Origin of the sequence: Pseudomonas sp. rhizo66, assembly GCF_031931925.1 — a bacterium.
Classification (GTDB): Bacteria; Pseudomonadota; Gammaproteobacteria; order Pseudomonadales; family Pseudomonadaceae; genus Aquipseudomonas.
Genome location: NZ_JAUJWZ010000001.1, coordinates 421,057 through 442,382 on the forward strand (window position 1 = coordinate 421,057; position 21,326 = coordinate 442,382).

Consider the following 21,326-nt stretch of genomic DNA (forward strand, 5'->3'; position numbering starts at 1 on the left):
ACGCTGTTTTGCGTAGCGCGCAACGGCGCCCGTGCTCATCAGCGATGAACACGGGTATGGCTCAGACGGGTTGGTTTGAGCGCGTCAGCGGCAGGTTCAGCCAGCGCCGGCCGGTGGCGTTGGCGACGGCGTTGCCAAGGGCGGCAGCCATCGGCCCCTGAACGATTTCAGCGGCACCGAGGAAGGGTTCTCCCGGCTGGTCGAGCAAATGCACATCGACTTTTTTCGGCAGTTGCGTGAAACGCAGAATCGGATAACCGCTCCAGTCGTAACTGCGGATGCCGCCCGCGTCGTAGGCGACTTTTTCGTAGAGGGTCCAGCTCGCGGACTGCACGATGCCGCCCTCGACCTGATTGCGCAGGCCATCGGGGCTGACGATCTGGCCGACGTCCACCGCCGTCACCACGTGATCGATGCGAATCTCGCCGGTCTGCGGATGCACCCGCAGTTTCACCGCGATGGCGCAGTAACCCATGATGTTTTTGTAGCGGGCAAAGGCGAAACCGATACCGGCGCCGGGCTCGCTGCTTTTCTGCGGCCAGCCGATCTCATCACGCACACGTTCTACGACCGCACGGGCACGCGGGTCGCTGAGATGGGCCAGACGCAAGGCGACCGCGTCGATGCCGGCCCTGATCGCCAGTTCGTCGATACTCGCCTCGATGGCGAAGATGTTGATGTGCGCACCCAGCGAACGCATGGCCGAGGTGCGAAAGGGCATCTGGGTGACGAAGGTCATGTTGATGCGCGTCGAGTTGACGTCATACAGCGGCACCGCGTTGCGATCACCATCGCCTTCGGGCTGGGCGATCGGCACGGAGGGCGCCGAGGCGAAGGGCCGCGCGAGCAAGCGTGCCGGCAACAGGCGCCCGGCGTTGACGATGCGTTCGTTGTGCGGCGTGGTCCAGAGTTCGTAGGCCCAATCCTGCAGGTGGCCTTGGCTGAGGCCGGCGTCGACCTCGGTGACCATCGCCGAGCTATACGGCTCCCAAAGATTTTCCTGCTCGCGCATCCACTGCACACGCACCGGCGTACCGGACACACGCACAGCAATCAATGCTGCATCGGCGGCGGCATCATCGGCGCCGTTGTGCCCGTAACACCCTGAACCTTCGGTATGAATACAGCGCACCCGCTCAGGTGGCAGACCGAGCATTTCGGCAATGCCGGCGCGCAGCGGGTAAACACCTTGGGTGTGGGTCCAGACGGTAAGCGTGCCGTCCTTGAACCAGGCCACCGCGCAAGACGGACCGATCGAGCCGTGCATCAGATATTGCTTGGTGACCCGCGCCTGAAAACGCGTGTCGGCCGCGCCGCTCGGCGTGCCGTTGTTGCTGATCGGATAGCGCCGGGAGGGCAGGCGTTTGAGCAAGCCATGAATCTCGGCTGCGTCGGCAATCGCCTCGCCCTCGCTCCATTGCGTCACCTCGCTGGCACGGCGCATGGCTTTTATCGCTTGCCACTCATCACGGGCGAGCACCGCCAGATAGTTGCCGTCGCGGATCACCTTGACCACGCCAGCCAGCGCTTCGATGGATGCCGCATCGAATGCTTGCAGCGTGCAGCCCGGACGGGGCGGGCGGATCACCCGCGCATGCAACATGCCCGGCAGGCGCATGTCCTGGACGAATGCTGCGCCACCGCTGACCTTCGCCGGGATGTCGAGGCGCGGCAACGAATGCCCGATGAGTTTGAAGTCAGCGGCGGCCATCGCCGGTGACTGAGCCTTGGCATATTGATGCACATCGACATGTTTGACCGCATCGGCGTAACTCATCCGCTGACCGGTCGGGCCTTCGATCACGCCGCTGTGAGTGCCGAGCCGTGCAGCATCAAGCTGCCAATGGCGGGCGGCGGCATCGACGAGCATTTCGCGCACCTGCGCGGCGGCGTTATACAACGCGGTACCGCTGTCGAAAATGCTGTGGCTGCCGGCGGTGTAGCCTTCGTTGGGCGTCAGCGCGGTGTCGGCGGTGAGCAGGTTGATGGAGGTTGCCGGCACCTGCAAACGCTCGGCGGCGATTTGCAGCAGCGCGGTTTTCACTCCAGTGCCCAATTCGACTTTGCCGGTGTAGACGGTGATGCCGTCGGCGCCGATGCGGATCCAGGCATCGAGAAACGGGTTGGTGCGCAGGCTTCCGGGGAGGTCGGGCGCGAGGACCACGGTGCCGAGCGTATCGACTTCCGTATCTGCCAACACACGTCGCGCCACCGGCAGCAGGGTGAATGCCATCAGCAACGCACCACCGCGCAGGAAGGCGCGTCGACTTGGGTTCAATTCATTCGACTCACTCATGTCAGGCTCCCGTTGTGCCCGGCCACCTGTTTGATCGCCTCAATGATCCGCAAGTGCGTACCGCAGCGGCACAGGTTGCCGGCCATGTGCTCGCGAATGGTCGCCTCATCCGGGTGTCGATTACGCTCAAGCAACGCCTGCGCGCGCATGAGCATGCCGGCAATGCAATAGCCGCATTGCGCGGCCTGTTTTTCGATGAATGCCGCTTGCAGAGGGCCCGGCTCTTGCGCGCTGCCGAGGCTTTCCACGGTGCGGATTTTTTTGCCTTCGAGGCCGGCGCAGGGCGTCAGGCAGGCGAACACCGGTTGATCGTCGACGATCACCGTGCAGGCGCCGCACTGACCGAGACCGCAGCCGTATTTGGCGCCGTTGAGGTTCAAGTGATTGCGCAGCGCATACAGCAGCGGCATGTCCGGCTCCAGCTCAAGCGGTTGTGCGGCTCCGTTGACGTTGAGGGTGATCTGGCTCATTTCGTCTCCTGACGTAACGCTTCAATAGTGGAAGAGAGGTCGGCCCACGGTTGATCGGGGCTGGCTTGCTGACGCAGATACGCGGCCAGTGCGCCGAGTTGCGCGTTGTCCAGGCTGGCGGCGAACGCAGGCATCACCGGGCCGGGCGATCCGGGTGTGGCGGGCAGGCCTTCAAGCACGGTTTTGAGGAAGTTGCGCGAACTGGCCGCTTGCAGCGCCGAGGTTTTTTGCAGCCCCGGGCGACCATCGATGGCGCGCATCGGCGCTGCCGGGCCATGGCAACCGGCGCAGGCGCTGCTGAAGAGCAGGGCGCCAGTCGAGTGGTCTGCCGGTTCACTGGCCGGCGTCTTCGGCGTTGTCTCTGTCACCGAAGGCGGGTTTTCCAGGCTGAGCAAATACTCGGCAATCGCCTCGGCTTCACTGGCGGGCAAGCGGGCCAGACTCAAGCTGACCGGACGCATCGGCCCGGCGGGTGTGCCGTGGCCATCGACGATCCCGGCGCGCAGATAGCCCACCAGTTGCGCGCGACTCCACGGGTTGCTGCGTTGGCCCATACCGACCAGCGCCGGCGCGAGCCAGCCGTCAACGCTGCCGCCCTGTAGATATTCCGAGGATTTTTCCGCGCCGATCAGGTTCAGCGGCGAATGGCAGCCGGCGCAATGGCCTGGGCCGTCGACCAGATAACGCCCGCGATTCCACGCTTCGCTGCGCCCCGCCAGCGGCGTCAGTGGTTCACCGTGCAGGAACAGCAGGTTCCAGAACGACACCAACGGGCGAATGTTCATCGGGAAATTCATCTGGTTCTGCTCGGCCGGCGCGTGCACGGCGGGGCCGCTCATCAAGTAGGCGTAGGCGTCGGCGATGTCGGCTGCGCTCATGCGCCGATAGTGCACGTAGGGGAACGCCGGATAGAGGAAATGACCGTCGCGAGCGATGCCCTGACGCATCGCCCGCTCGAAGGCCGGCAGTGACCATTGGCCGATACCGGTCTCTGCGTCTGGGGTGATGTTAGTGCTGTACAGCGTGCCGAACGGCGTCACCAGCGGCAGCCCACCGGCCAGGTACTCACCGCCGGGGCGGGTATGGCAGACCGCACAATCGCCGGCCTCGACCACCCGCGCCCCGCGTTGCAACTGTGCAGTATCGAAGGTCGTCGGGCGTTCGATCGGTGCAATTGCCGGGCGCCACATCAGCCAAACGGCGCCGATCAGGCCGAGCACGGCGACGACTGCCACGCTGATCCAAAGCGTTCTGGACTTCAGAAAGTGGCGGTTCATGGGACAGAGAACAACGTGGCAGGCAATGGCAGAACGGATGGGATAAGGGTCATGACAACGCTCCTTGTGACAGCCGGGGAAGGGCGCCGCGGGGGACGACAGCGCCAGGGCCAAAGCGTAGAGAAACCGCCAGCGCGGGAGAATCACCGGAGCACGCAACAGCGCGTTGCGCGACAAGCAACGCCAGCGCCGTTGCGCCGGACGCATCACTGCGTTGCCCGCCGCGTGGATTCTGTGCGTCGCCACAGAGCCGTAGCCTTGGCAGCACTTTCCTGAACTCAATGAGGTGTCATCATGCACACGGGCAACCCGGGCGTTGCGGCCAGCGCCGAACAGCCAGCTTCACTTTCCGGCCTGATGGTCGCGTTCCTGGCATTTTGCTGTGGCGCGGTCGTGGCCAATCTTTATTACGCGCAGCCGATCGTCGAACTGATTGCACCGCAGATCGGTCTGTCCAGCGCCAATGCCAGCCTGATCGTTTCGCTGACGCAGTTTGGCTACGCCCTGGGCCTGTTGCTGCTGGTGCCGCTCGCCGACCTGATGGAAAACCGCCGGCTGGTGGTCGGCTTCACTCTTGCGGCGAGCGTTACGCTGTTGTGCGCCGGACTGACCCATTCACCGTCGATGTTCCTCGTGTTGTCCTTGCTGATCGGCCTGACCTCGGTGGCGGTGCAGATCCTTGTGCCGCTGGCGGCGCACCTGGCGCCCGAGGCCAGCCGTGGCCGCGTTGTCGGCAATATCATGAGCGGTCTGCTGCTGGGCATTCTGTTGTCACGACCACTGTCGAGTCTGTTGGTTGAAGTGTTTGGTTGGCGCGGAGTGTTTTACAGCGCGGCGGCCCTGATGGCCGTCATCGCGCTGATCACTGCGGTGGCACTGCCGCGTCGGCTGCCGACGCATAAAGCCACGTATGCCGCGCTGATCGGTTCGGTGTTTGCCTTGGCCCGGCGCTATTCAGTGTTGCGACAGCGCTCGCTGTATCAAGGGCTGCTGTTTGCCAGTTTCAGCCTGTTCTGGACCCTCGCACCGATTGAACTGATGCGTCACCACGGCTTCACTCAAGCACAGGTGGCGATCTTCGCCCTGGTCGGTGCGGTGGGTGCCATTGCAGCGCCGATTGCCGGGCGTCTGGCCGATGCCGGGTATGCTCGGCGCGGCACACTGGTCGCGTTGTTGCTGGCGCCGGTTTCGCTGTTGATCGCCGCGCTACCCGGCAGCGGCTATGTCTGGCTGGTGGTGTGCGCGGTGCTGCTGGATTTCGCCGTGCAATTGAACATGGTGCTCGGCCAGCGTGAGGTGTACGCCCTCGATCCCCACAGTCGTGCGCGCCTGAACGCCGTGTACATGACCAGTATTTTCGTCGGCGGCGCGCTGGGGTCGCTGGTCGCGAGTCCGCTGTACGAGCATTTCGGCTGGAACCTGTCCGCCGTCGCGGTGGCGCTGTTGCCAGCGCTTGCGCTCGGCTTGTTCCTGAGTCGCCAGGCCGATGTCTGAACAACCGGCGAGCGTGTTCAAGCACGGCGGTACAAGACGACGCGGGAACAGTGATGCACAATCATCCGCGTTCCCTATCGACCGGACCCCGCTTATGGACAAGTTGCTGGCACTGAAGATGTTTGTGGAAACCGTGCGCTGCGGGGGCTATTCCTCGGCAGCGCGCAAACTCGGGATATCAACGTCGTCAGTGACACGGCAAGTGGCCGGGCTGGAACACGAGCTGGGCGCGAGCCTGCTCAATCGCACTACGCGCAACACCAGCGTGACCGTTGCCGGCCAGACCTATTTCGAAAAAGCCGTGGCGATTCTCGACGCAGTCGACGAAGCCGATGCTGTCGTCGCCGATCGTGGCGCCGAAGCGCAGGGCCGTCTGCGTGTCAGCGTACCGGTGGAGTTCGGGCGGCGCCTGATCGCGCCGCACCTGAGCCGCTTGCTCGAGCGGCATCCGGGGCTGGAGATCAGTCTGTCGCTGAGCGATCAGGTCAGCGACCTGCTCAGCGAGCAGATCGATGTTTCGGTGCGGCTGGGGTCGTCGGTGGTCAGTGAAGACATCGTCAGCAAACGGGTGGGGCATTTCGAGCGCTGGGTGGTGGCCAGTCCGGCGTATCTGGCGCGTAACGCGGCGCTCAGTCATCCACGGGATTTGCTGGAGCACCAATGCCTGCGTTTCGATTACGGCGGCACCCACCAGCACTGGACCTTTCAGAATGAAGACGCGCCCATTCAGCTCAACGTCCATGGGCGCCTGCAAAGCAATAACGCCGACATTCTGCGCGAAGCCGCCATCGGCGGCGGCGGGGTGACGCTGCTGGCTGACTGGCTGGTACGCGACGACGTCGCAGCCGGCCGGCTGACCCGCTTGCTTGAGCAGTACGAGGTCAATCCCGGCAGTGCCAGCACCTGCATCAACGCGTTGTATTTACCCAATCACCGTGGCTCCAGCCGGATCAATGTGTTTATCGATTTCCTCATGGAAATTCTCGGCCCGGCGCCCGCGACCACGCCCGCCGCGTGATCCCTGGGGCTCAACGGCGCCCGGTTCGTGTACTCACATCCACCCAAACCGCCAACACCAGAATGCTGCCCTTGACGATCATCTGCCAATAGCTGTCGACGTCGAGCATCGACATGCCGTTGTCGAGGCTGGTGATGACCAGCGCGCCGAGGAGGGCGCCGTACACCGTACCGGAACCGCCGCGCATGGAGGTGCCGCCGATAAAGCACGCGGCGATGGCATCGAGTTCGCCCATGCTCCCGGCCGAAGGCGAACCGGCGGCCAGGCGCGCGGTGTTGACCACGCCGGCGAGGGCGCACATCACGCCCATGATCCCGAAAATCCACAACTTCACGGCCTGCACATTGATCCCGGACAAGCGCGTCGCTTCCATGTTGCTGCCCACGGCGTACACGCGTCGGCCGAACACGGTCTGACTGGTCACGTAGCTGAACACGCCCAGCAGAATCAGCAGCAACAGGACCGGCACGGGAATGCCGTCGTAACTGTTGAGCGTCTGCACGAAACCGGCCAGCACGGCGCCGATCACCAACACGCGGATGACGTCACGCACCAATGAATGCGCCGCGAGGCCGTGCAGGGCGCGATTGCGCCGTTGTTTCCAGGTCAGAAACACGGTCAACGCGAACAACAGAACGCCCAGGCCGGTGCCGATGGAGTGGGGCAGGTAACCCTGGCCAATGTAGACGAGTTCCGGTGATACCGGCGCGATGGTCGTGCCGCCGGTAATCCCCAGCAGAATCCCGCGAAACGCCAGCATGCCGCCCAGACCGACAATGAACGAGGGTATGCGCAGGTAAGCCGCCATGTAGCCATTGGCGAGACCGATCATCAGCCCACAGAGGGCGACCAGGCTCAGGTTGGCCAGCAGGGGAATGTGGTAGACCACATCGAGAATCGCCGCGAGGCCACCGAGCAGACCGAGCAATGAGCCGACCGATAAATCGATCTCGCCGCTGATGATCACCAGCACCATGCCGCAGGCGAGAATGCCGGTGATCGACATCTGCCGCAGCAGGTTGGAAAGGTTGCGCGGGGTCAGGAATCCGCCCTCGGTCTGCCAGCTGAAGAACAGCCAGATCAGCACCACGGCAAACACCAGCGCGAGCATTTTGTAGCGGGTGAACAGTTGTTTGACCTGATTCATTTACGCGGTTTTCCGATCATTATTGTTATGGCTGCCAGGCTGGCTGAGGGCGGCGGCGAGCACCTGTTCCTGGGTGAGTTCATGGTTGACGAAGTCGCCACGCAACTGGCCCTCGCCGATCACCAGCACGCGGTCGGACACGCCGAGCACTTCGGCCAGCTCCGACGACACCATGATGATCGACACGCCTGCGGCGGCCAGCGCGCCCATCAATTTGTAGATCTCGTATTTGGCGCCGACGTCCACGCCTCGGGTCGGCTCGTCGAGAATCAACACCCGGGGTTTAGCCAGCAGCATCTTGGCCAGCACGGCTTTTTGTTGATTGCCACCCGACAGGCTGGTGATCGGCAGGAACGGGCTGGCGGTCTTGAGGTGCAGACGCGAGATTTCCTGATCGATGCAGCCCAGTTCGGCTTCGGCATCGATACGGGTCAGTTTCGAGTAGTTGTCCAGCACGGCGAGGGTGATGTTCTGGCCGACGCCCAAGTCCGGAATGATGCCTTGGCGCTTGCGGTCTTCCGGCACCAGACACAGGCCGGCGCGGATTGATTTGAGCGGCGTGCGGGTGTCGATGGGTTGGCCATCAAGCCAGACTTCGCCCTCGTTGCGGCCGGGATAGGCGCCGAACAGCGCGGTCACCAGTTCGGTACGGCCGGCACCGACCAGACCGGCGATGCCAAGGATCTCGCCGCGTTTGAGGACGAAGGAAATATCGTCGACCCGTTTGCGCTTGGGGTTATCGACGTCGTAGCAAGTGATGTGACGAGCCTCGAAAATCACTTCGCCAATGTCGTGTGGCTCGCTGGGGTAGAGGTTGCTCATTTCCCGCCCGACCATCTGCGTGATGATCTGCGCAATGTCCATGTCGGCCATGGCGGTGGTGGCGATGTGTTTGCCGTCGCGGATCACCGAAATGGTGTCGCACACGGCGGCCACTTCATCGAGTTTGTGCGAGATGTAGACGCAGGCAACGCCTTTGGCTTTGAGGTCGCGGATGATGTCCAGCAACACTTCGATTTCCGAACGGCTCAACGCCGATGAAGGCTCGTCGAGGATCAGCAAGCGGGCCTTTTTGTTCAGGGCCTTGGCGATTTCCACCAGTTGCTGATAGCCGCCGCCGTACTGCGAAACCGGCAGCGACACGTTCATGTCCGGCACTTTCATTTCACGCATCAGCGCTTCGGCCCGGTGGATCATTGCCGGGTAATTCATGCGCCCGCCGGGCAGGGTCAATTCATGGCCCATGAAAATGTTTTCGGCCACCGACAGGTCGGGCACCAGCGTCAGTTCCTGGTGAATGATGACGATGCCGGCAGCTTCCGTTTCACTGATCGATTGCGCTCGGAGCGGTTGCCCGTCCCAGAGGATTTCACCGTCCCAGGTGCCGTGCGGGTAGACCGCCGAAAGGATCTTCATCAGCGTGGACTTGCCGGCGCCATTCTCGCCGCACAGGCCAACGCATTCACCAGGCCTGACCTTGATGTCGATGCCGTTGAGCGCTTTGACACCGCCGAAGGTTTTGACGATGCCGTTCATTTGCAGCAGATAGTCGGACATGGAGAGGGCTCGTATAACAAGGACTCAGACATCACCAAACCTGTGTGGGAGCGAGCCTGCTCGCGAAAGCGGTGGTTCAGCCAGCATCGATTCCGAATGTGCTGCCGTCTTCGCGAGCAGGCTCGCTCCCACAGGGTTGACCAGAGATTTACGATCCGGTCACTTCCCGGCAATTTGCGCCTTGGTGTAGAAGCCGTCCTGTTCGAGCAGGTCGATGTTGTCCTTGGTCAACGGGGTTGGCGTGAGCAGGATGGTGTCGACTTTTTTGCTGCCGTTGTCGTACTGCGAGCTGAAGGCGGGTTTTTCGTTGCGCGCCAGTTGCACCGAGAGCTTGGCTGCTTCGGAGGCGATGAGTTTCAACGGCTTGTACACGGTCATGGTTTGCGTGCCGGCGATCACGCGCTTGACCGCTGCGAGGTCAGCGTCCTGCCCGGAAATCGGCACCTTGCCGGCCAATTGCTGCGCCGCCAATGCCTGAATGGCGCCACCGGCCGTGGCGTCGTTGGAGGCGACGATGCCGTCGATTTTGTTGTCGTTGCGGGTCAGGGCGTTTTCAACAATGCTCAGGGCTTCGGTCGGGTTCCATTCCTTCACCCACTGCTGGCCGACGATTTTGATATCACCCTTGTCGATGGCCGGTTGCAGGACTTTCATCTGGCCCTCGCGCAGGATCTTGGCGTTGTTGTCGGTGGGCGCACCACCGAGCAAAAAGTAATTGCCCTTGGGCGCCGCTTTCAGCACGCCGCTGGCCTGCATCTCGCCGACTTTTTCGTTATCGAAGGAAATATAGGCGTCGACATCGGCGTTGAGAATGAGCCGGTCATAGGACACGACCTTGATCCCGGCCTTCTTCGCTTCGGCCACCGCGTTGGTCAACACCGTGGCGTTGAACGGCACGATGACGATGACGTCGACGCCTCGGGAAATCAGGTTTTCGATCTGGGAAATCTGCTTTTGCTCGTTGGCATCGGCCGACTGCACGAAGACTTTCGCGTCCATTTTTTCTGCCGCCGCGACGAAATAGTCACGGTCACGCGACCAGCGTTCCAGACGCAGGTCGTCAATGGAGAAACCGATTTTCGGGTGGGCTGCGTCAGCCAGCACCGGCAGAGACAGCACGGCCAGAGCAGTGGCCAATAGCGTACGTTTTACGTTCTTCATGTGGGGCGTCCTTTTATTGTTGTTGGAAAGACACGGCCTGACGATGAGTATCGGGCTGGTAAAACTGTAGAGAATCCGCCGGCGCCGCAGGCACAGAATTGTCGTGCAATTGTCACAGCGTCGTTGCGCCGGCAGATTCTCGTAGCGATCAGCGATCAGCGATCAGCGATAGAGGTAGCGGTTGACGATGTTCTCGAGCATTTCCTGGCGGCCGCTGACAGCTTGCGGGTTCAATTCGTTGGTGAATGCGTGCTCGGCCAACGACTCAAGGTTGAAGTCACCGGCCATCACCGCCTGCCCGAAGGGCTGCTGCCAACCGACATAGCGTTGATCCTTGAGCCGTTGCAGTTCGTCGTTCTGCACCATGGCCGCTGCGCGTTCCAGAGACAGGGCGAGAACATCCATGGCACCGACGTGGCCATGGAACAGATCGATCTGATCAAGGCTCTGCCGGCGAACCTTGGAATCGAAGTTGAAACCGCCGTTCTTGAACCCGCCGGCCTTGAGGATTTCATAGGTGGCCAGGGTCATCTCTTCAACGCTGTTGGGGAATTGGTCGGTGTCCCAACCGTTTTGCGGATCGCCACGGTTGGCGTCGATGCTGCCGAAAATCCCCAGCGATACGGCTGTCGCAATCTCATGATGGAAGCTATGCCCGGCCAGGGTCGCGTGGTTGGCCTCGATGTTGACCTTGATTTCGTGCTCCAGCCCGTACTGCTGAAGAAAGCCGAACACGGTGGCGCTGTCGTAGTCGTATTGGTGCTTGGTCGGCTCCTGCGGCTTCGGTTCGATCAGCAGGTCGCCGGTGAAACCGATTTTGTGTTTGTGCTCAACCACCATGCGCATGAAGCGGCCCAGTTGTTCGCGTTCACGCTTCAAGTCCGTGTTCAGCAGGGTTTCGTAGCCTTCGCGGCCGCCCCACAACACGTAGTTGGCGCCTTTCAGGCGATGGGTCGCGTTCATGGCGCTGAACACTTGGGCGGCGGCGCAGGCGAACACTTCGGGATCCGGATTGCTCGCGGCGCCGGCAGCGAAACGCGGGTTGCTGAAGCAATTGGCGGTGCCCCACAACAGCTTGATTCCGCTTTGTTCCTGATGTCGCTCGAGGTGATCGACCATTTGCGCGAAGTGGTTGCGGTACTCCTTCAGTGACAGGCCTTCCGGGGCGACATCCGTGTCATGGAAGCAGTAATAGTCGATACCCAGTTTGGAGAAAAATTCGAAGGCCGCAGCGGCTTTGCCTATGGCCAGCTCCATCGGGTCGCCGGCGTGTTGCCATGGGCGCTTGAACGTCCCCGCGCCGAACACATCGGAACCCGGCCAGACGAACGTGTGCCAGTAACAGGCGGCCATGCGCAGGTGTTCGCGCATGGGCTTGCCGAGGATCAGTTTGTCGGCGTCGTAGTGGCGAAAGGAGAGGGGAGAATCGCTGTCCGGACCTTCGAAGCGAATCGGCTCGACATCAGGGAAATACTGCATGGACCTTGTCCTTGTTGTTCTTGGCGGTGTCTCGATACTAGCAACGGCCCCGTGCCTGCTGATTATGAAAAACACCAACACCGGGTGCGATTTTGCGTATTGAGCTTCTTCGGCCAGGCGCCTAGTCTGTGCCAATCGCCTCTGTGACAAGGGGCTCGGGACAAGCATAAAAACAATGAAAACCGTACCGCCTGTTCACCGCATCGCCCTGTTGTTCAACGGCAGCAAGATCTATGACCGTGGGATCATCAGCGGCATCGGCAACTACCTCAGCAGCACCCGTGCTTCCTGGGACCTGTTTCTGGAAGAGGATTTTCTCTGTCGTTTGAAAGGCATCGAGCGCTGGCAGGGTGACGGGATCATCGCCGACTTCGACGATCCGCTGATTGGCGAGGCGCTGGCCGACATTCAGTTGCCAGTGGTAGCGGTAGGGGGCTCGTACGAAGATACGCGCGCCTATCCAAAGGCGATTCCGTATGTCGCCACCGATAACAATGCGCTGATCACCTTGGCTTACACGCATTTGATCGAGGCAGGACTGCAGCGTTTTGCCTGCTTCAGCTTGCCTGAAGCGCAAGCCAATCGTTGGGCGCAAGAGCGGGAAAAAGCTTTTCGCAAACTGATGGAGCGCGATAGCCTGCACGGCGAAATCTACCGTGGTATGGGCACCAGCGCACCGCTGTGGGACAGCGCCGTTGAACAACTGATCGCCTGGCTGCAAAGCCTGCCCAAACCCATCGGCATCATCGCCGTCAGCGACGCCCGCGCGCGTCAGTTGCTGCAAGCCTGCCTGACCGCCGGCATTGCCGTGCCGGAGCAAGTGGCCTTGATCGGCATCGACAACGACCCGCTGACCCGCAGCCTGACCCGAGTCCCCCTGAGTTCTGTTATTCAGGGCACCGAAACCATGGGCCGTACCGCCGCGCAATTGCTCCATCAGATGCTCCACGGCATGCCATCCACCGGCACGCAAATCCTGATTCCGCCCGATGCAGTCAACGTGCAGGTATCAAGCTTGCACCAGCCGTTGGGCAATCCCTACGTCATGCAAGCCCTGCTGTTCATTCGCCAATACGCTTGCCAGGGCATCAAAACGGCGCAGGTGGCGGCGTATGTTGGCGTATCGCGCTCGTCACTCGAAGCGCATTTCCGCGCCGAGCGAGGCTGCAGCGTGCACGACGAGATCCTGCGTTTCAAACTGGCAGCGGCCACCAGCGGCCTGAAAAATACCGACTCAGTGATTGCCGACGTGGCGCGCAGTTGTGGCTTCAAATCTGCGCAGTATCTGCACACGGTGTTTCGGCGGGAGTTTGGCTGTACGCCGCGCGAGTATCAGCAAGGGGCAGGGATGCGCTGATGGAATACCGGAAATGAGGTTAGAGTGGCCATCAATGTCTTGATTGTTGCGTGAACAATGAATCGTCCGCTGTTCGTTTCTCTGGATGGGCCCAAGGGCACCGGCAAAACCACACTGTTGGAAGCTGTTACGCAGGTGCTGAGGGCAGGCAACAAGAAAGTCATCCGGCTTTGCGAGAGGAAAAGCGATCCTTTCAGGGGGGAAACCATGGCCCTGGTGAACACGCTGGCCAGAAATCCTTCTGTGGATCTGGAGTGGGCTGTGTGTCAGCGCCTGGCGGACAGCCGTCGCTGGATTTCCCAGAACGTTCTGACGAAGCAGCCGCTGGACAGCATTATCCTGATCGACCGCTGGTATCCCTCGGACGCCGCGTTCCGCCAAACCATCCCGTTTGCCGAGATTCTTCAGTTGAATATGGAGCGAGAAGTGCGGGTGCCAGATCTGCATGTTGGCGTCGTCACCGATCCGGATATTTCGTGGGCGAGGGCGGCGACACGCTCGCGGGGACTGGGCGGCACTGTGATTCAGAAGTACGCCGCGCATGTGGCGTGTACCGAGATGTTCGAGCAGGCGGTCAAGGATCACGGCTGGATGTTGTGCCGCAATGAAGGAACGGTTGAGGAGGCGACGATGCTGGTGGTTTCTCAGATCTATGAGGTGCTTGGGTTGAACGTCGAAGTGGATGCCAGGCTTGGCGCTTAGGGTATCGCGTAGACCTTGAACAGTTTTTTCGCCGTGTCGCTGGCACCCTCCAGGTATTTGTCGAATGCCTGTTCTATCTCGCCGGAGCGATACATTTCACTCAGCGCAGTGTCGACCAGCAGGCGGAAATCTTCATCCTCTCGATCCACTGCCATTGCAGTCGGTGCGTACTCAAAAATCCGCTCCAGCAGCAACAGGTTTTCTGTGGGGTAATTTTTGCTCAGGAGATGTTTGAGCATCATGCGTTCAGCGAAGAACGCGTCGGCTTTACCTTCGGCAACCAACTTGAGACCAGCATCTGCGTTCTCTACGGTGACCAGCGTCGCCACAACACCGAGCAATCGCATTTGCTGGAGTATCCACGTCTCGGTGACACCGCCAGCGGTGACGGCATACGTCTGATTGGACAGACCGCGATTCACGGTGGCTCGCCATGTCGGCCCGGTATGAGCCACCTTGCCGTCCAGCACATTGAGCAACGCTTGGGATGCATCCCGGCGCACTACTGCCGACAGCCCGGCGGTGTAGACCGGCACCGAGTAGCTGACCTGCTTGCGCCGTGCCAGCGTGGGTGGGGTTGGGGTACAGAGAATGTCGACTTTGCCCGTACTGACGGCACTCATCGGGTCGCCAACAGAGACAGGCTGGTAGTGAATGTTCAACTCGGGCAGGCCCAGGTCGGCCTTGACCTTTTCGGCTATTTTCAGACAGAGATCGATGGCATAACCGCTGGCTTTATCGGCTGCCTGATCACTGAAGGGCGCGAAGTCAGGCAAATAGCCGAGAGTGAAAGCATGACTCGCGCGTATGCGCTCAAGCGTATTGCCGTGGGCCATTAGCGGGAGCAGCGCAAGCATGCAGACGAGCAGCAGGTGGTTGGCTTTGGTCAGTTTCATGTTCATGCGCGAGCGTCCTCGAATTCAGATCTCTGTGCTGTTCTGAAGCCTGCGATCAAGGGCTGTCGGGCTTGGGATGAGCGGGCGCAGAGACGGCGACAAAACGTTTAGCGAGGAAACCGTAAAGCAGGTAGCCGAACACCAGAACAAGGATGCCGCCGAACACGGCGTCTTTGCCGCAGGCATACAGCGCGTACAGGGAGTAGGCCACGGCAACCACTAACAACAAGGTGTTGCGCGTGTATACGCCTGCGCTGACTTTGGCCTTGTACATCATGACCAGCAGCCCGGTGGCGGCTGTCACATAGGGGATCAGGTTGGTCACTGCTGCAAGGCTGACGAGTTTCCCGAACTGCTCACTCGCATTCGGCGAAATGGTCGACAGTGCCATCAAGGTCTGCAGTACTCCACAGACCAGCATCCCGACGATGGGGGCATCGCTCGCGCTGACCTTGCTGAACAGTTTCGGGAACATGCCCTGATCAGCAGTCATTTTCGCGGTTTGCGCCAAAGTGAACTGCCAGCCCAGCAGCGAGCCGACACAGGCCATCACCGCGAGCGCCATGATGATGTTACCGACGGCAGGGTTGAACATATGCGCATAAACGAGCGCGAAGGGCGCTGATGAGTTGGCCAGTTCGGCATTGGGAATGATGCCCTGAATGACCGTCGTCGATAGCACATAGACTGCTGCCGCCCCCAATGTACCGAACAGGCAGGCCAGCGGCACGGTCCGCTTGGGGTCTTCCACCGCATCAGAGGCTTGGGCTGCCGACTCCATGCCGAGAAAGGCCCAGAGGGTCAGGGGAATCGCTTTGCTGATCGCTTCGGATATTGGCAGGTCGTTCGGGTTCCAGGCGGCGATTATCAGATCGGGTTTGAACCAGAACCAGCCGATGATGCTCAAGCCCGCGACCGGAATGATCACCCCCCAGACAGTCACTGCACCAATCCTGCCCGTGATGCCAGGGCCTCCAAAATTAGCCGCGGTGGTCAACCAGAGCAAGCCGACCGTTCCGATGAACAATGGAATGGCGCCGCTTCCCAGCCATGGCAGGAACGAAGTCATGTAGCCCACAGCGGAGATGGCCACCGCCACGTTGGCGATCGCCAGCGAGAGAAAATACAAATACGAGCACAGGAAAAAACCGGATTTTGCGTGCGCCTCTTCGGTGTAGGCGGATAACCCGCCTGAGCGCAGGCAGTAGATGCCACACTGGGAAAAACAATACGCAATGGCCATGGAGCCGACAGCCGTGACGATCCATGACATTAATGAAACAGCTCCGAGTTGGGCCATGCTCGTCGGCAACATGATGATGCCTGAGCCCATCATGTTCACCGTCACCAGCGTGGTGAGCCCCATGAGGCTCATTTTCTTGCTTGAGTCGGCCATCGGGATCCCCTTGATCTGCGAAACGCATCGCCGCTCAGCCATCGGGCGCAGTGCCCTGTGTTCATGGTCGGTTTTCGCTGACGGTTGATGCCAGCCGTGCGACCCATGGATTGGCACTCAAACCATGTAGCAGCACGCTGAGCAAAACGGTACAGGCCGCTACAGCCACCAACGTACGGCCGGCTTGCAGAGGGTAGTTCAATATCATGACGGCGAAGACTATGCTCGCCAGCCCCCGCGGCCCGAACCAGCCAATGAACAGGCGAGTTTCGAAATCAAACCCGGTTCCTGTCAGGCTAATGAGTACCGGTAGCATGCGAATCACGGTCAGGCTGAGGACTGCATACAGCCAGATATTCAGAGTGAAACTGCCCCAGGCCCAAGGGATCACCAGCGCGCCGAATACAATCCAGGTTATGACGGATAGCAAGCTGGCGAACTCTTCGCTGGCCTTGAGCAGATCGTGCTTTTGTTCAGTAAACAGGTAGCTGGCGAGCAGCCCGCCAACAAACGCGGCGATAAACCCACTACCGCCTAGTGTTTGCGCGGTAGCAAAGCAAAGCACCGCTAACCCTGGCAGCGTCAACTGCGACCACGTGGGTGTTTGCCAATGATGTTTTGCAGCGTAGCGCTGCAGCAGCCAGGCAATGAACGTAAGCGTGGAGCCGATGAGCGCGCCGATGCCAAGCTCTTCGAAAAGCAACTCTAGCGCCAGCGAGACGGGAGACCGCGTCTGCTCTTCGATCAACAGAGCGAGGAACATCAACAGCACCGGCACGCAGATGCCGTCATTGAGTCCGCTCTCCACGTTCAATCCTTCACGTACGGAAGCCGCAACCTTTGGATTGCTAACCACCGCCTTACCCAGTGCTGCGTCGGTGGGGGCCAGAAGGGTTGCAAGTATTGCCAACTCTATCGAGGGTATCTGCGGGAACAGCCACATACCGGCCAGCCAGCCACTCAGCATGGTCAGCGGCAGCCCGATCAGCAACAAGCGCAGCGGTAATCCTTCGTGCACTTTGAGAACCTTGAGGTCGGCTCTGGCTGCATCGCTGAAAAGAACAATCGCCAATGTCAGTTCTGCGAGGATCTTGAGTCCATCCCGGTCAATCCGCAGTTGCAGAAAACCCAGAAACGCAGGGCCGAGAATCAGCCCGGCGAGCATGAACATCAGAGGCCCATTCAGCAAGCGTGACTCGAAACGCCCCGCAAACAGGCTGTAGGTCAGAAGGAAAGCGGCAAGCAGCGCCAAGTTCTGATACATCGAAGACCTGCCTGTCCGGATTGATGCGCCGATAAAGGCGCATTTAAAGGAAAAGCGACCAGGCAGGTTTAATTCATTGCGCGTTGAGTCTTCTGATTTAAGTCAATTGAGGACCAGATTGGATGACGCCTGTGTCTCGGCGAGTAATCAGGTCGTGCGTAGACGTTCAAGTAAAGAGAACAAGTACATACCGGCCAACATCGCCAATACGAATATGATGATCCGCCCGTGCCCCGTAAGCAGAATAGCGACGGCGGGGCCAGGGCAGATCCCCGCGATGCCCCAACCGATACCGAACACCAGGCTGCCGCCAATCAAGCGGGCATCCAACTCCCTTTTCATTGGTAACTGCATGGGGGCACCTAGCAAGGACTGCTTGTTCTTGCGCGCCCAATTCAGGGGGACAACCGCCACTGCGATGGCTCCTCCCATCACCAGTGCGAGTGACGGATCCCAGGCCCCGGCCACATCAAGAAAAGCCAATACTTTGGCGGGGTTCGTCATGCCTGCCAAGAGAAGACCCAGACCGAAGATCAGGCCCGAAAAAAATGCGGCCAACTTGATCAATTTCATGCTCCCACCACGTGACGAATGACGTACACCGTTGCGAAACCGGCGAACATAAAGCACATCGTTGCCGTGATGGATCGGGCTGACAGTCGAGAGATCCCACAAACACCATGACCGCTGGTACAGCCGGAGCCGTAACGGGTTCCCACGCCGACGAGCAGCCCCGCAGTAATCAGGGCGGGCCACTCTGCCCTGATCTCGATGTGCGGCAACACGTTAAATGCTCCCCATAGCAATGGCGCAAGCAGCAGACCAAGAAGAAATAGCGCCTTCTCGCTCCAACCTTCACTGCCAAATTGCATCACGCTACCAATCAAACCACTGATGCCTGCGATGCGACCATTTGCCAGAACGAACATGCTAGCCGCCAGGCCAATCAAGGCTCCTCCGCCCAGGGATGTCCAAGGCGTAAAGTTGACCCAATCAATGCTCATTTTGCGTCTCCTGAACAGAAGTGCTGATAAAGGACGTCGATTTTGATGTCAATCAGCGTTGACTGAGCTGAGGTGCGCCGACTCACTGCTCCTTCAAAAATCGCTCAATTTCCTCGACGGTACTGCGCGCCGTTCGGGTCACGCCGATCAGTGTCGCGGAAGCGGCGCCTGTCCAGTCGCCATAACCCACTAACCACAAACGCGGTTCCTGAATCGAATGCGTACCTTTGACGGCCACGCGCCCGTCGGCGGTACACACGCCCAGTGATTCCAGATAGCCGAGGGCAGGGCGGAAGCCAGTACACCAGATCACCGCGTCGACCGGCGTTTGCGAGCCATCAGCCCACGTCACGCCGGTCTCGGTGAAGCGCAGGAACGGCCGAACCGCGTGCAACACGCCGCGCTCCCGAGCCTCGACGACTGGCGGCACCATCACGATATCGCCCAAGCCGCCAACCGGTCTCTCAATGTCGATGCCGGCCAGCTGCGCTTTCCAGCGTTCGGTGGCGCGTTCGAAGAGCACGCGTCCATCAACGTCATCGGCAAGAAACTCTGGCGGCTGCGCAGTGACCCAGGTGGCATCGGCCACTTGCGAGACTTCAGCAAGGATCTGTGCACCGGAGTTGCCACCGCCGACCACCAGGACTTTTTTCCCGGTAAACGGCTTGGCGTTAACGTAGTGGGCCGAATGCAATTGCTGACCGGTAAAGATTTCGCTGCCGGGGTAATGCGGCAGGTAGGGATGGCGCCAGGTGCCGGTCGCGCTGACCACGGTGCGGGCCAGCCAACTGCGGCCCTGGGCTTTTACGTTGAGGTGATTGCCCCGACGTTCGATAGCGTTGACCCAGTAGGGCCGTTCGACAGGAAATTGGTAGCGTTGCTCATACTGGCGCAGGTAATCGAGTACGTTGTCGCGAGTTGGGTAACCGTCAGTGACCGGAGGCATCATCCAACCGGCGATGGAACTCCAGGTCGACGGTGAAAACAGTCGCAGGGATTCCCAGCCATGCCGCCAGGCGCCACCCGGTGCCGCTTCGGCATCAATAATCACAAAGGAACGCCCGGTACGGCGCAGGAAGTAAGCCACGGCGAGTGCGGACTGGCCACCGCCAATAATCGCGACATCCACTTCGGCAGGCATGGGGAATCCTTGGGTCAGCGAAAGTCAGGTCAAGTTAATCCATTTGAAGTGGACGTTTGTTGATGTTGCTCAAGCGGCGGCGTTGCAACTGACATCATTTAACATAATATACATTACACGTAACAAGATGTTTCGAGGTTAGCCTCGTTGCCCACGAGATTTCATTCTCCTGCGAAGCCTCAAAACGGCTTTCCCTTCAATCTGATAATCCTTTGAATCTGCATCGCTCAATCCTCATCCCGTGTCAGCTTTTCAATCAGCACTCGATGCTGTGGAAACACCGCCGTGAGTTTCTCGCGACTCCCCATCTCCATGTCGGCGAAATCGAATCCTGGTGAAACCGCTTCACTGATCAAACCAAATCCGTTTGAGCCATCCAGCAACCGCGATGCTTTCCAGATGCCACCCGGTACGTGCAATTGCAGGTGCTGTCCTGCGAGAACATCGTTGCCCATGACGAATGTCTGCAATGATCCGTCAGGATGGATCAGGCTGTATTCGAGCGCGTCGCCCAGATGGAAATAATGCAGTATGTCGGACTGGTTGAAATGAAACTGGCCCACGGGTGATTGCTCGGTCAGCAGATAGTAGATCGACGTCATCAGGTAACGCGGTCCTGCAGCGGTTTCGAGCCAGTCGCGATGGTCTGACTGATAGGTTCTGCGAAAATAACCGCCTTCGAGATGAGGCTCGAGATTCAACCCATTGATCACGTCTTGTGCGCTTGCTTTACGTTGAATCATCGCCTGCTCCATTGATTGAATGATGGCTTTTTGATAGCTCAACTAAACGACCATTTAGTGTAGTTAACTGTAGATGGGCGACGATCGAAGATCTTAGCGATCATCGCCCTCCTTTTACATTCCATCACAGAATCACAAACCTACCGTCGCAATGTCTTGAGTCTAAAACCTAAGCACTCAACTGCTTGAACCACTCAAGGCTCGCAACGGTAGAGCCAGAAGGACGGTATTCACATCCGATCCATCCTGCATAGCCGCGCTGCTCCAGCGCCGCGAACAACGCAGCAAAGTCGATATTCCCTGTTCCCGGCTCGTGACGACCCGGGCAATCAGCAATTTGCACATGGACGGTTCTGTCATAAAACCGCGCCAGCACATCGGCTGCGTCTCCGGTCAAAAGCTGGGCATGGTAAAGATCAAGAATCAGCCCGACACTCGGGAAGGTTTCCAGAATCTGTTGCGCCTTGCTGAAGTCAGACATGTAATAGCCCGGCATCGCCTCCGCGCTGATCACTTCGATAAGCGGCCGCAGCCCCTGGTCTTCGAAGTACTTGACGGCATATTCCAGGTTGCCCGCGTAGATACGCTCAGCGTCATTCTGCGTTGTAACGCCCGACATGATGTGGACATCCGAACACGCCAACGCCTTTGCGTAGCTGACGGCCTGGTGCAACCCGTCGCGAAACTCCACTTCCATGCCCGGTAACGCGGCGATGCCTTTGGTCACGCCAGCCGGGGCGGCGAACTGAATCAACGGCAAACTATATTGGGCTAGATGGTCGGCAAGCAGACTTGCGTCGAATTCATACGGCGACGGGAACTCCACCGCCCGGAAACCGGCGGCTGCGGCGGCTTCGATGCGTTGCAGAAAAGGCAATTCATTGAATTGGAAGCCGAGATGAGCATTGAACTTGAGCATTGGGT

General features: G+C 59.9%; 19 protein-coding genes. 4 read left to right on the plus strand and 15 right to left on the minus strand.

What is annotated here, in order from left to right; genetic code table 11:
* Window positions 1-61: 61 nt before the first annotated feature.
* Genes QZR14_RS01675 through QZR14_RS01685 form a run of 3 tightly spaced genes read right to left on the minus strand, consistent with a single transcriptional unit; the run spans window position 62 to window position 4,289 of the window.
* A complete protein-coding gene (locus QZR14_RS01675) occupies window positions 62-2,296 on the minus strand; it encodes a xanthine dehydrogenase family protein molybdopterin-binding subunit (RefSeq protein WP_311995719.1) in 2,235 nt (744 codons plus the stop codon).
* Complete coding sequence (locus QZR14_RS01680; RefSeq protein WP_250605133.1) at window positions 2,293-2,766, minus strand: (2Fe-2S)-binding protein; 474 nt, start codon at window positions 2,764-2,766, stop codon at window positions 2,293-2,295. The genes QZR14_RS01675 and QZR14_RS01680 overlap by 4 nt, the downstream gene beginning before the upstream one ends.
* Complete coding sequence (locus QZR14_RS01685; protein WP_442967366.1) at window positions 2,763-4,289, minus strand: c-type cytochrome; 1,527 nt, start codon at window positions 4,287-4,289, stop codon at window positions 2,763-2,765. The genes QZR14_RS01680 and QZR14_RS01685 overlap by 4 nt, the downstream gene beginning before the upstream one ends.
* Window positions 4,290-4,337: 48 nt before the next feature.
* Here QZR14_RS01685 and QZR14_RS01690 point away from each other — a divergent pair, with 48 nt between their 5' ends.
* Window positions 4,338-5,537, plus strand: coding sequence for an MFS transporter (locus tag QZR14_RS01690; protein WP_311995720.1), 1,200 nt, complete (start codon window positions 4,338-4,340; stop codon window positions 5,535-5,537).
* 94 nt (window positions 5,538-5,631) lie between these two features.
* Window positions 5,632-6,555 carry a LysR family transcriptional regulator gene (locus QZR14_RS01695; protein ID WP_311995721.1) on the plus strand — a complete coding sequence of 308 codons (924 nt, stop codon included), beginning with the start codon at window positions 5,632-5,634 and terminating at the stop codon, window positions 6,553-6,555.
* Between the two features lie 10 nt (window positions 6,556-6,565).
* On the opposite strand, the gene QZR14_RS01700 is transcribed toward QZR14_RS01695, so the two are convergent.
* The 4 genes from QZR14_RS01700 to xylA all read right to left on the minus strand — a co-directional run bounded on the left by QZR14_RS01700 (window position 6,566) and on the right by xylA (window position 11,899).
* Window positions 6,566-7,702 carry a sugar ABC transporter permease gene (locus QZR14_RS01700; RefSeq protein WP_123449829.1) on the minus strand — a complete coding sequence of 379 codons (1,137 nt, stop codon included), beginning with the start codon at window positions 7,700-7,702 and terminating at the stop codon, window positions 6,566-6,568.
* Window positions 7,703-9,259, minus strand: a complete 1,557-nt coding sequence (xylG, locus tag QZR14_RS01705) for a D-xylose ABC transporter ATP-binding protein (RefSeq protein WP_311995722.1) — start codon at window positions 9,257-9,259, stop codon at window positions 7,703-7,705. It abuts the gene before it with no gap.
* A 159-nt stretch (window positions 9,260-9,418) separates the two neighbouring features.
* A complete protein-coding gene (gene xylF / locus QZR14_RS01710) occupies window positions 9,419-10,420 on the minus strand; it encodes a D-xylose ABC transporter substrate-binding protein (protein WP_311995723.1) in 1,002 nt (333 codons plus the stop codon).
* A gap of 162 nt (window positions 10,421-10,582) precedes the next feature.
* Complete coding sequence (gene xylA / locus QZR14_RS01715) at window positions 10,583-11,899, minus strand: xylose isomerase (protein ID WP_311995724.1); 1,317 nt, start codon at window positions 11,897-11,899, stop codon at window positions 10,583-10,585.
* A gap of 175 nt (window positions 11,900-12,074) precedes the next feature.
* Between xylA and QZR14_RS01720 the strand changes: the two genes are divergently transcribed.
* Window positions 12,075-13,256 (plus strand): XylR family transcriptional regulator, encoded by a 1,182-nt coding sequence (locus QZR14_RS01720; RefSeq protein ID WP_311995725.1) that lies wholly within the window; start codon window positions 12,075-12,077, stop codon window positions 13,254-13,256.
* A gap of 57 nt (window positions 13,257-13,313) precedes the next feature.
* Entirely contained in the window at window positions 13,314-13,958 is a 645-nt protein-coding gene (locus tag QZR14_RS01725; protein ID WP_311995726.1) for a dTMP kinase, read from the plus strand.
* Here QZR14_RS01725 and QZR14_RS01730 read toward each other — a convergent pair.
* From QZR14_RS01730 to QZR14_RS01765, 8 genes are all read right to left on the minus strand, one after another.
* Window positions 13,955-14,860 (minus strand): amino acid ABC transporter substrate-binding protein, encoded by a 906-nt coding sequence (locus QZR14_RS01730; protein ID WP_311995727.1) that lies wholly within the window; start codon window positions 14,858-14,860, stop codon window positions 13,955-13,957. The two genes, QZR14_RS01725 and QZR14_RS01730, sit on opposite strands and share 4 nt — an antisense overlap.
* 49 nt (window positions 14,861-14,909) lie before the next feature.
* Window positions 14,910-16,250: a putrescine-ornithine antiporter gene (potE, locus tag QZR14_RS01735; RefSeq protein ID WP_311995728.1), complete on the minus strand. Its 1,341-nt coding sequence runs from the start codon at window positions 16,248-16,250 to the stop codon at window positions 14,910-14,912.
* 61 nt (window positions 16,251-16,311) lie between these two features.
* Complete coding sequence (locus tag QZR14_RS01740; RefSeq protein WP_311995729.1) at window positions 16,312-17,514, minus strand: cation:proton antiporter; 1,203 nt, start codon at window positions 17,512-17,514, stop codon at window positions 16,312-16,314.
* Between the two features lie 147 nt (window positions 17,515-17,661).
* Entirely contained in the window at window positions 17,662-18,081 is a 420-nt protein-coding gene (locus QZR14_RS01745; RefSeq protein WP_250605467.1) for a DUF6691 family protein, read from the minus strand.
* Between the two features lie 2 nt (window positions 18,082-18,083).
* Window positions 18,084-18,518 (minus strand): YeeE/YedE family protein, encoded by a 435-nt coding sequence (locus QZR14_RS01750; protein ID WP_311995730.1) that lies wholly within the window; start codon window positions 18,516-18,518, stop codon window positions 18,084-18,086.
* An 82-nt stretch (window positions 18,519-18,600) separates the two neighbouring features.
* The gene (locus QZR14_RS01755) at window positions 18,601-19,659 is read right to left on the minus strand and encodes an ArsO family NAD(P)H-dependent flavin-containing monooxygenase (protein WP_311995731.1); all 1,059 of its coding nucleotides are present in this window, start codon (window positions 19,657-19,659) and stop codon (window positions 18,601-18,603) included.
* Window positions 19,660-19,886: 227 nt separating this feature from the next.
* A complete protein-coding gene (locus QZR14_RS01760) occupies window positions 19,887-20,402 on the minus strand; it encodes a cupin domain-containing protein (protein ID WP_250605119.1) in 516 nt (171 codons plus the stop codon).
* Between the two features lie 169 nt (window positions 20,403-20,571).
* Window positions 20,572-21,321: a hydroxypyruvate isomerase family protein gene (locus tag QZR14_RS01765; protein ID WP_311995732.1), complete on the minus strand. Its 750-nt coding sequence runs from the start codon at window positions 21,319-21,321 to the stop codon at window positions 20,572-20,574.
* Window positions 21,322-21,326 lie beyond the last annotated feature (5 nt).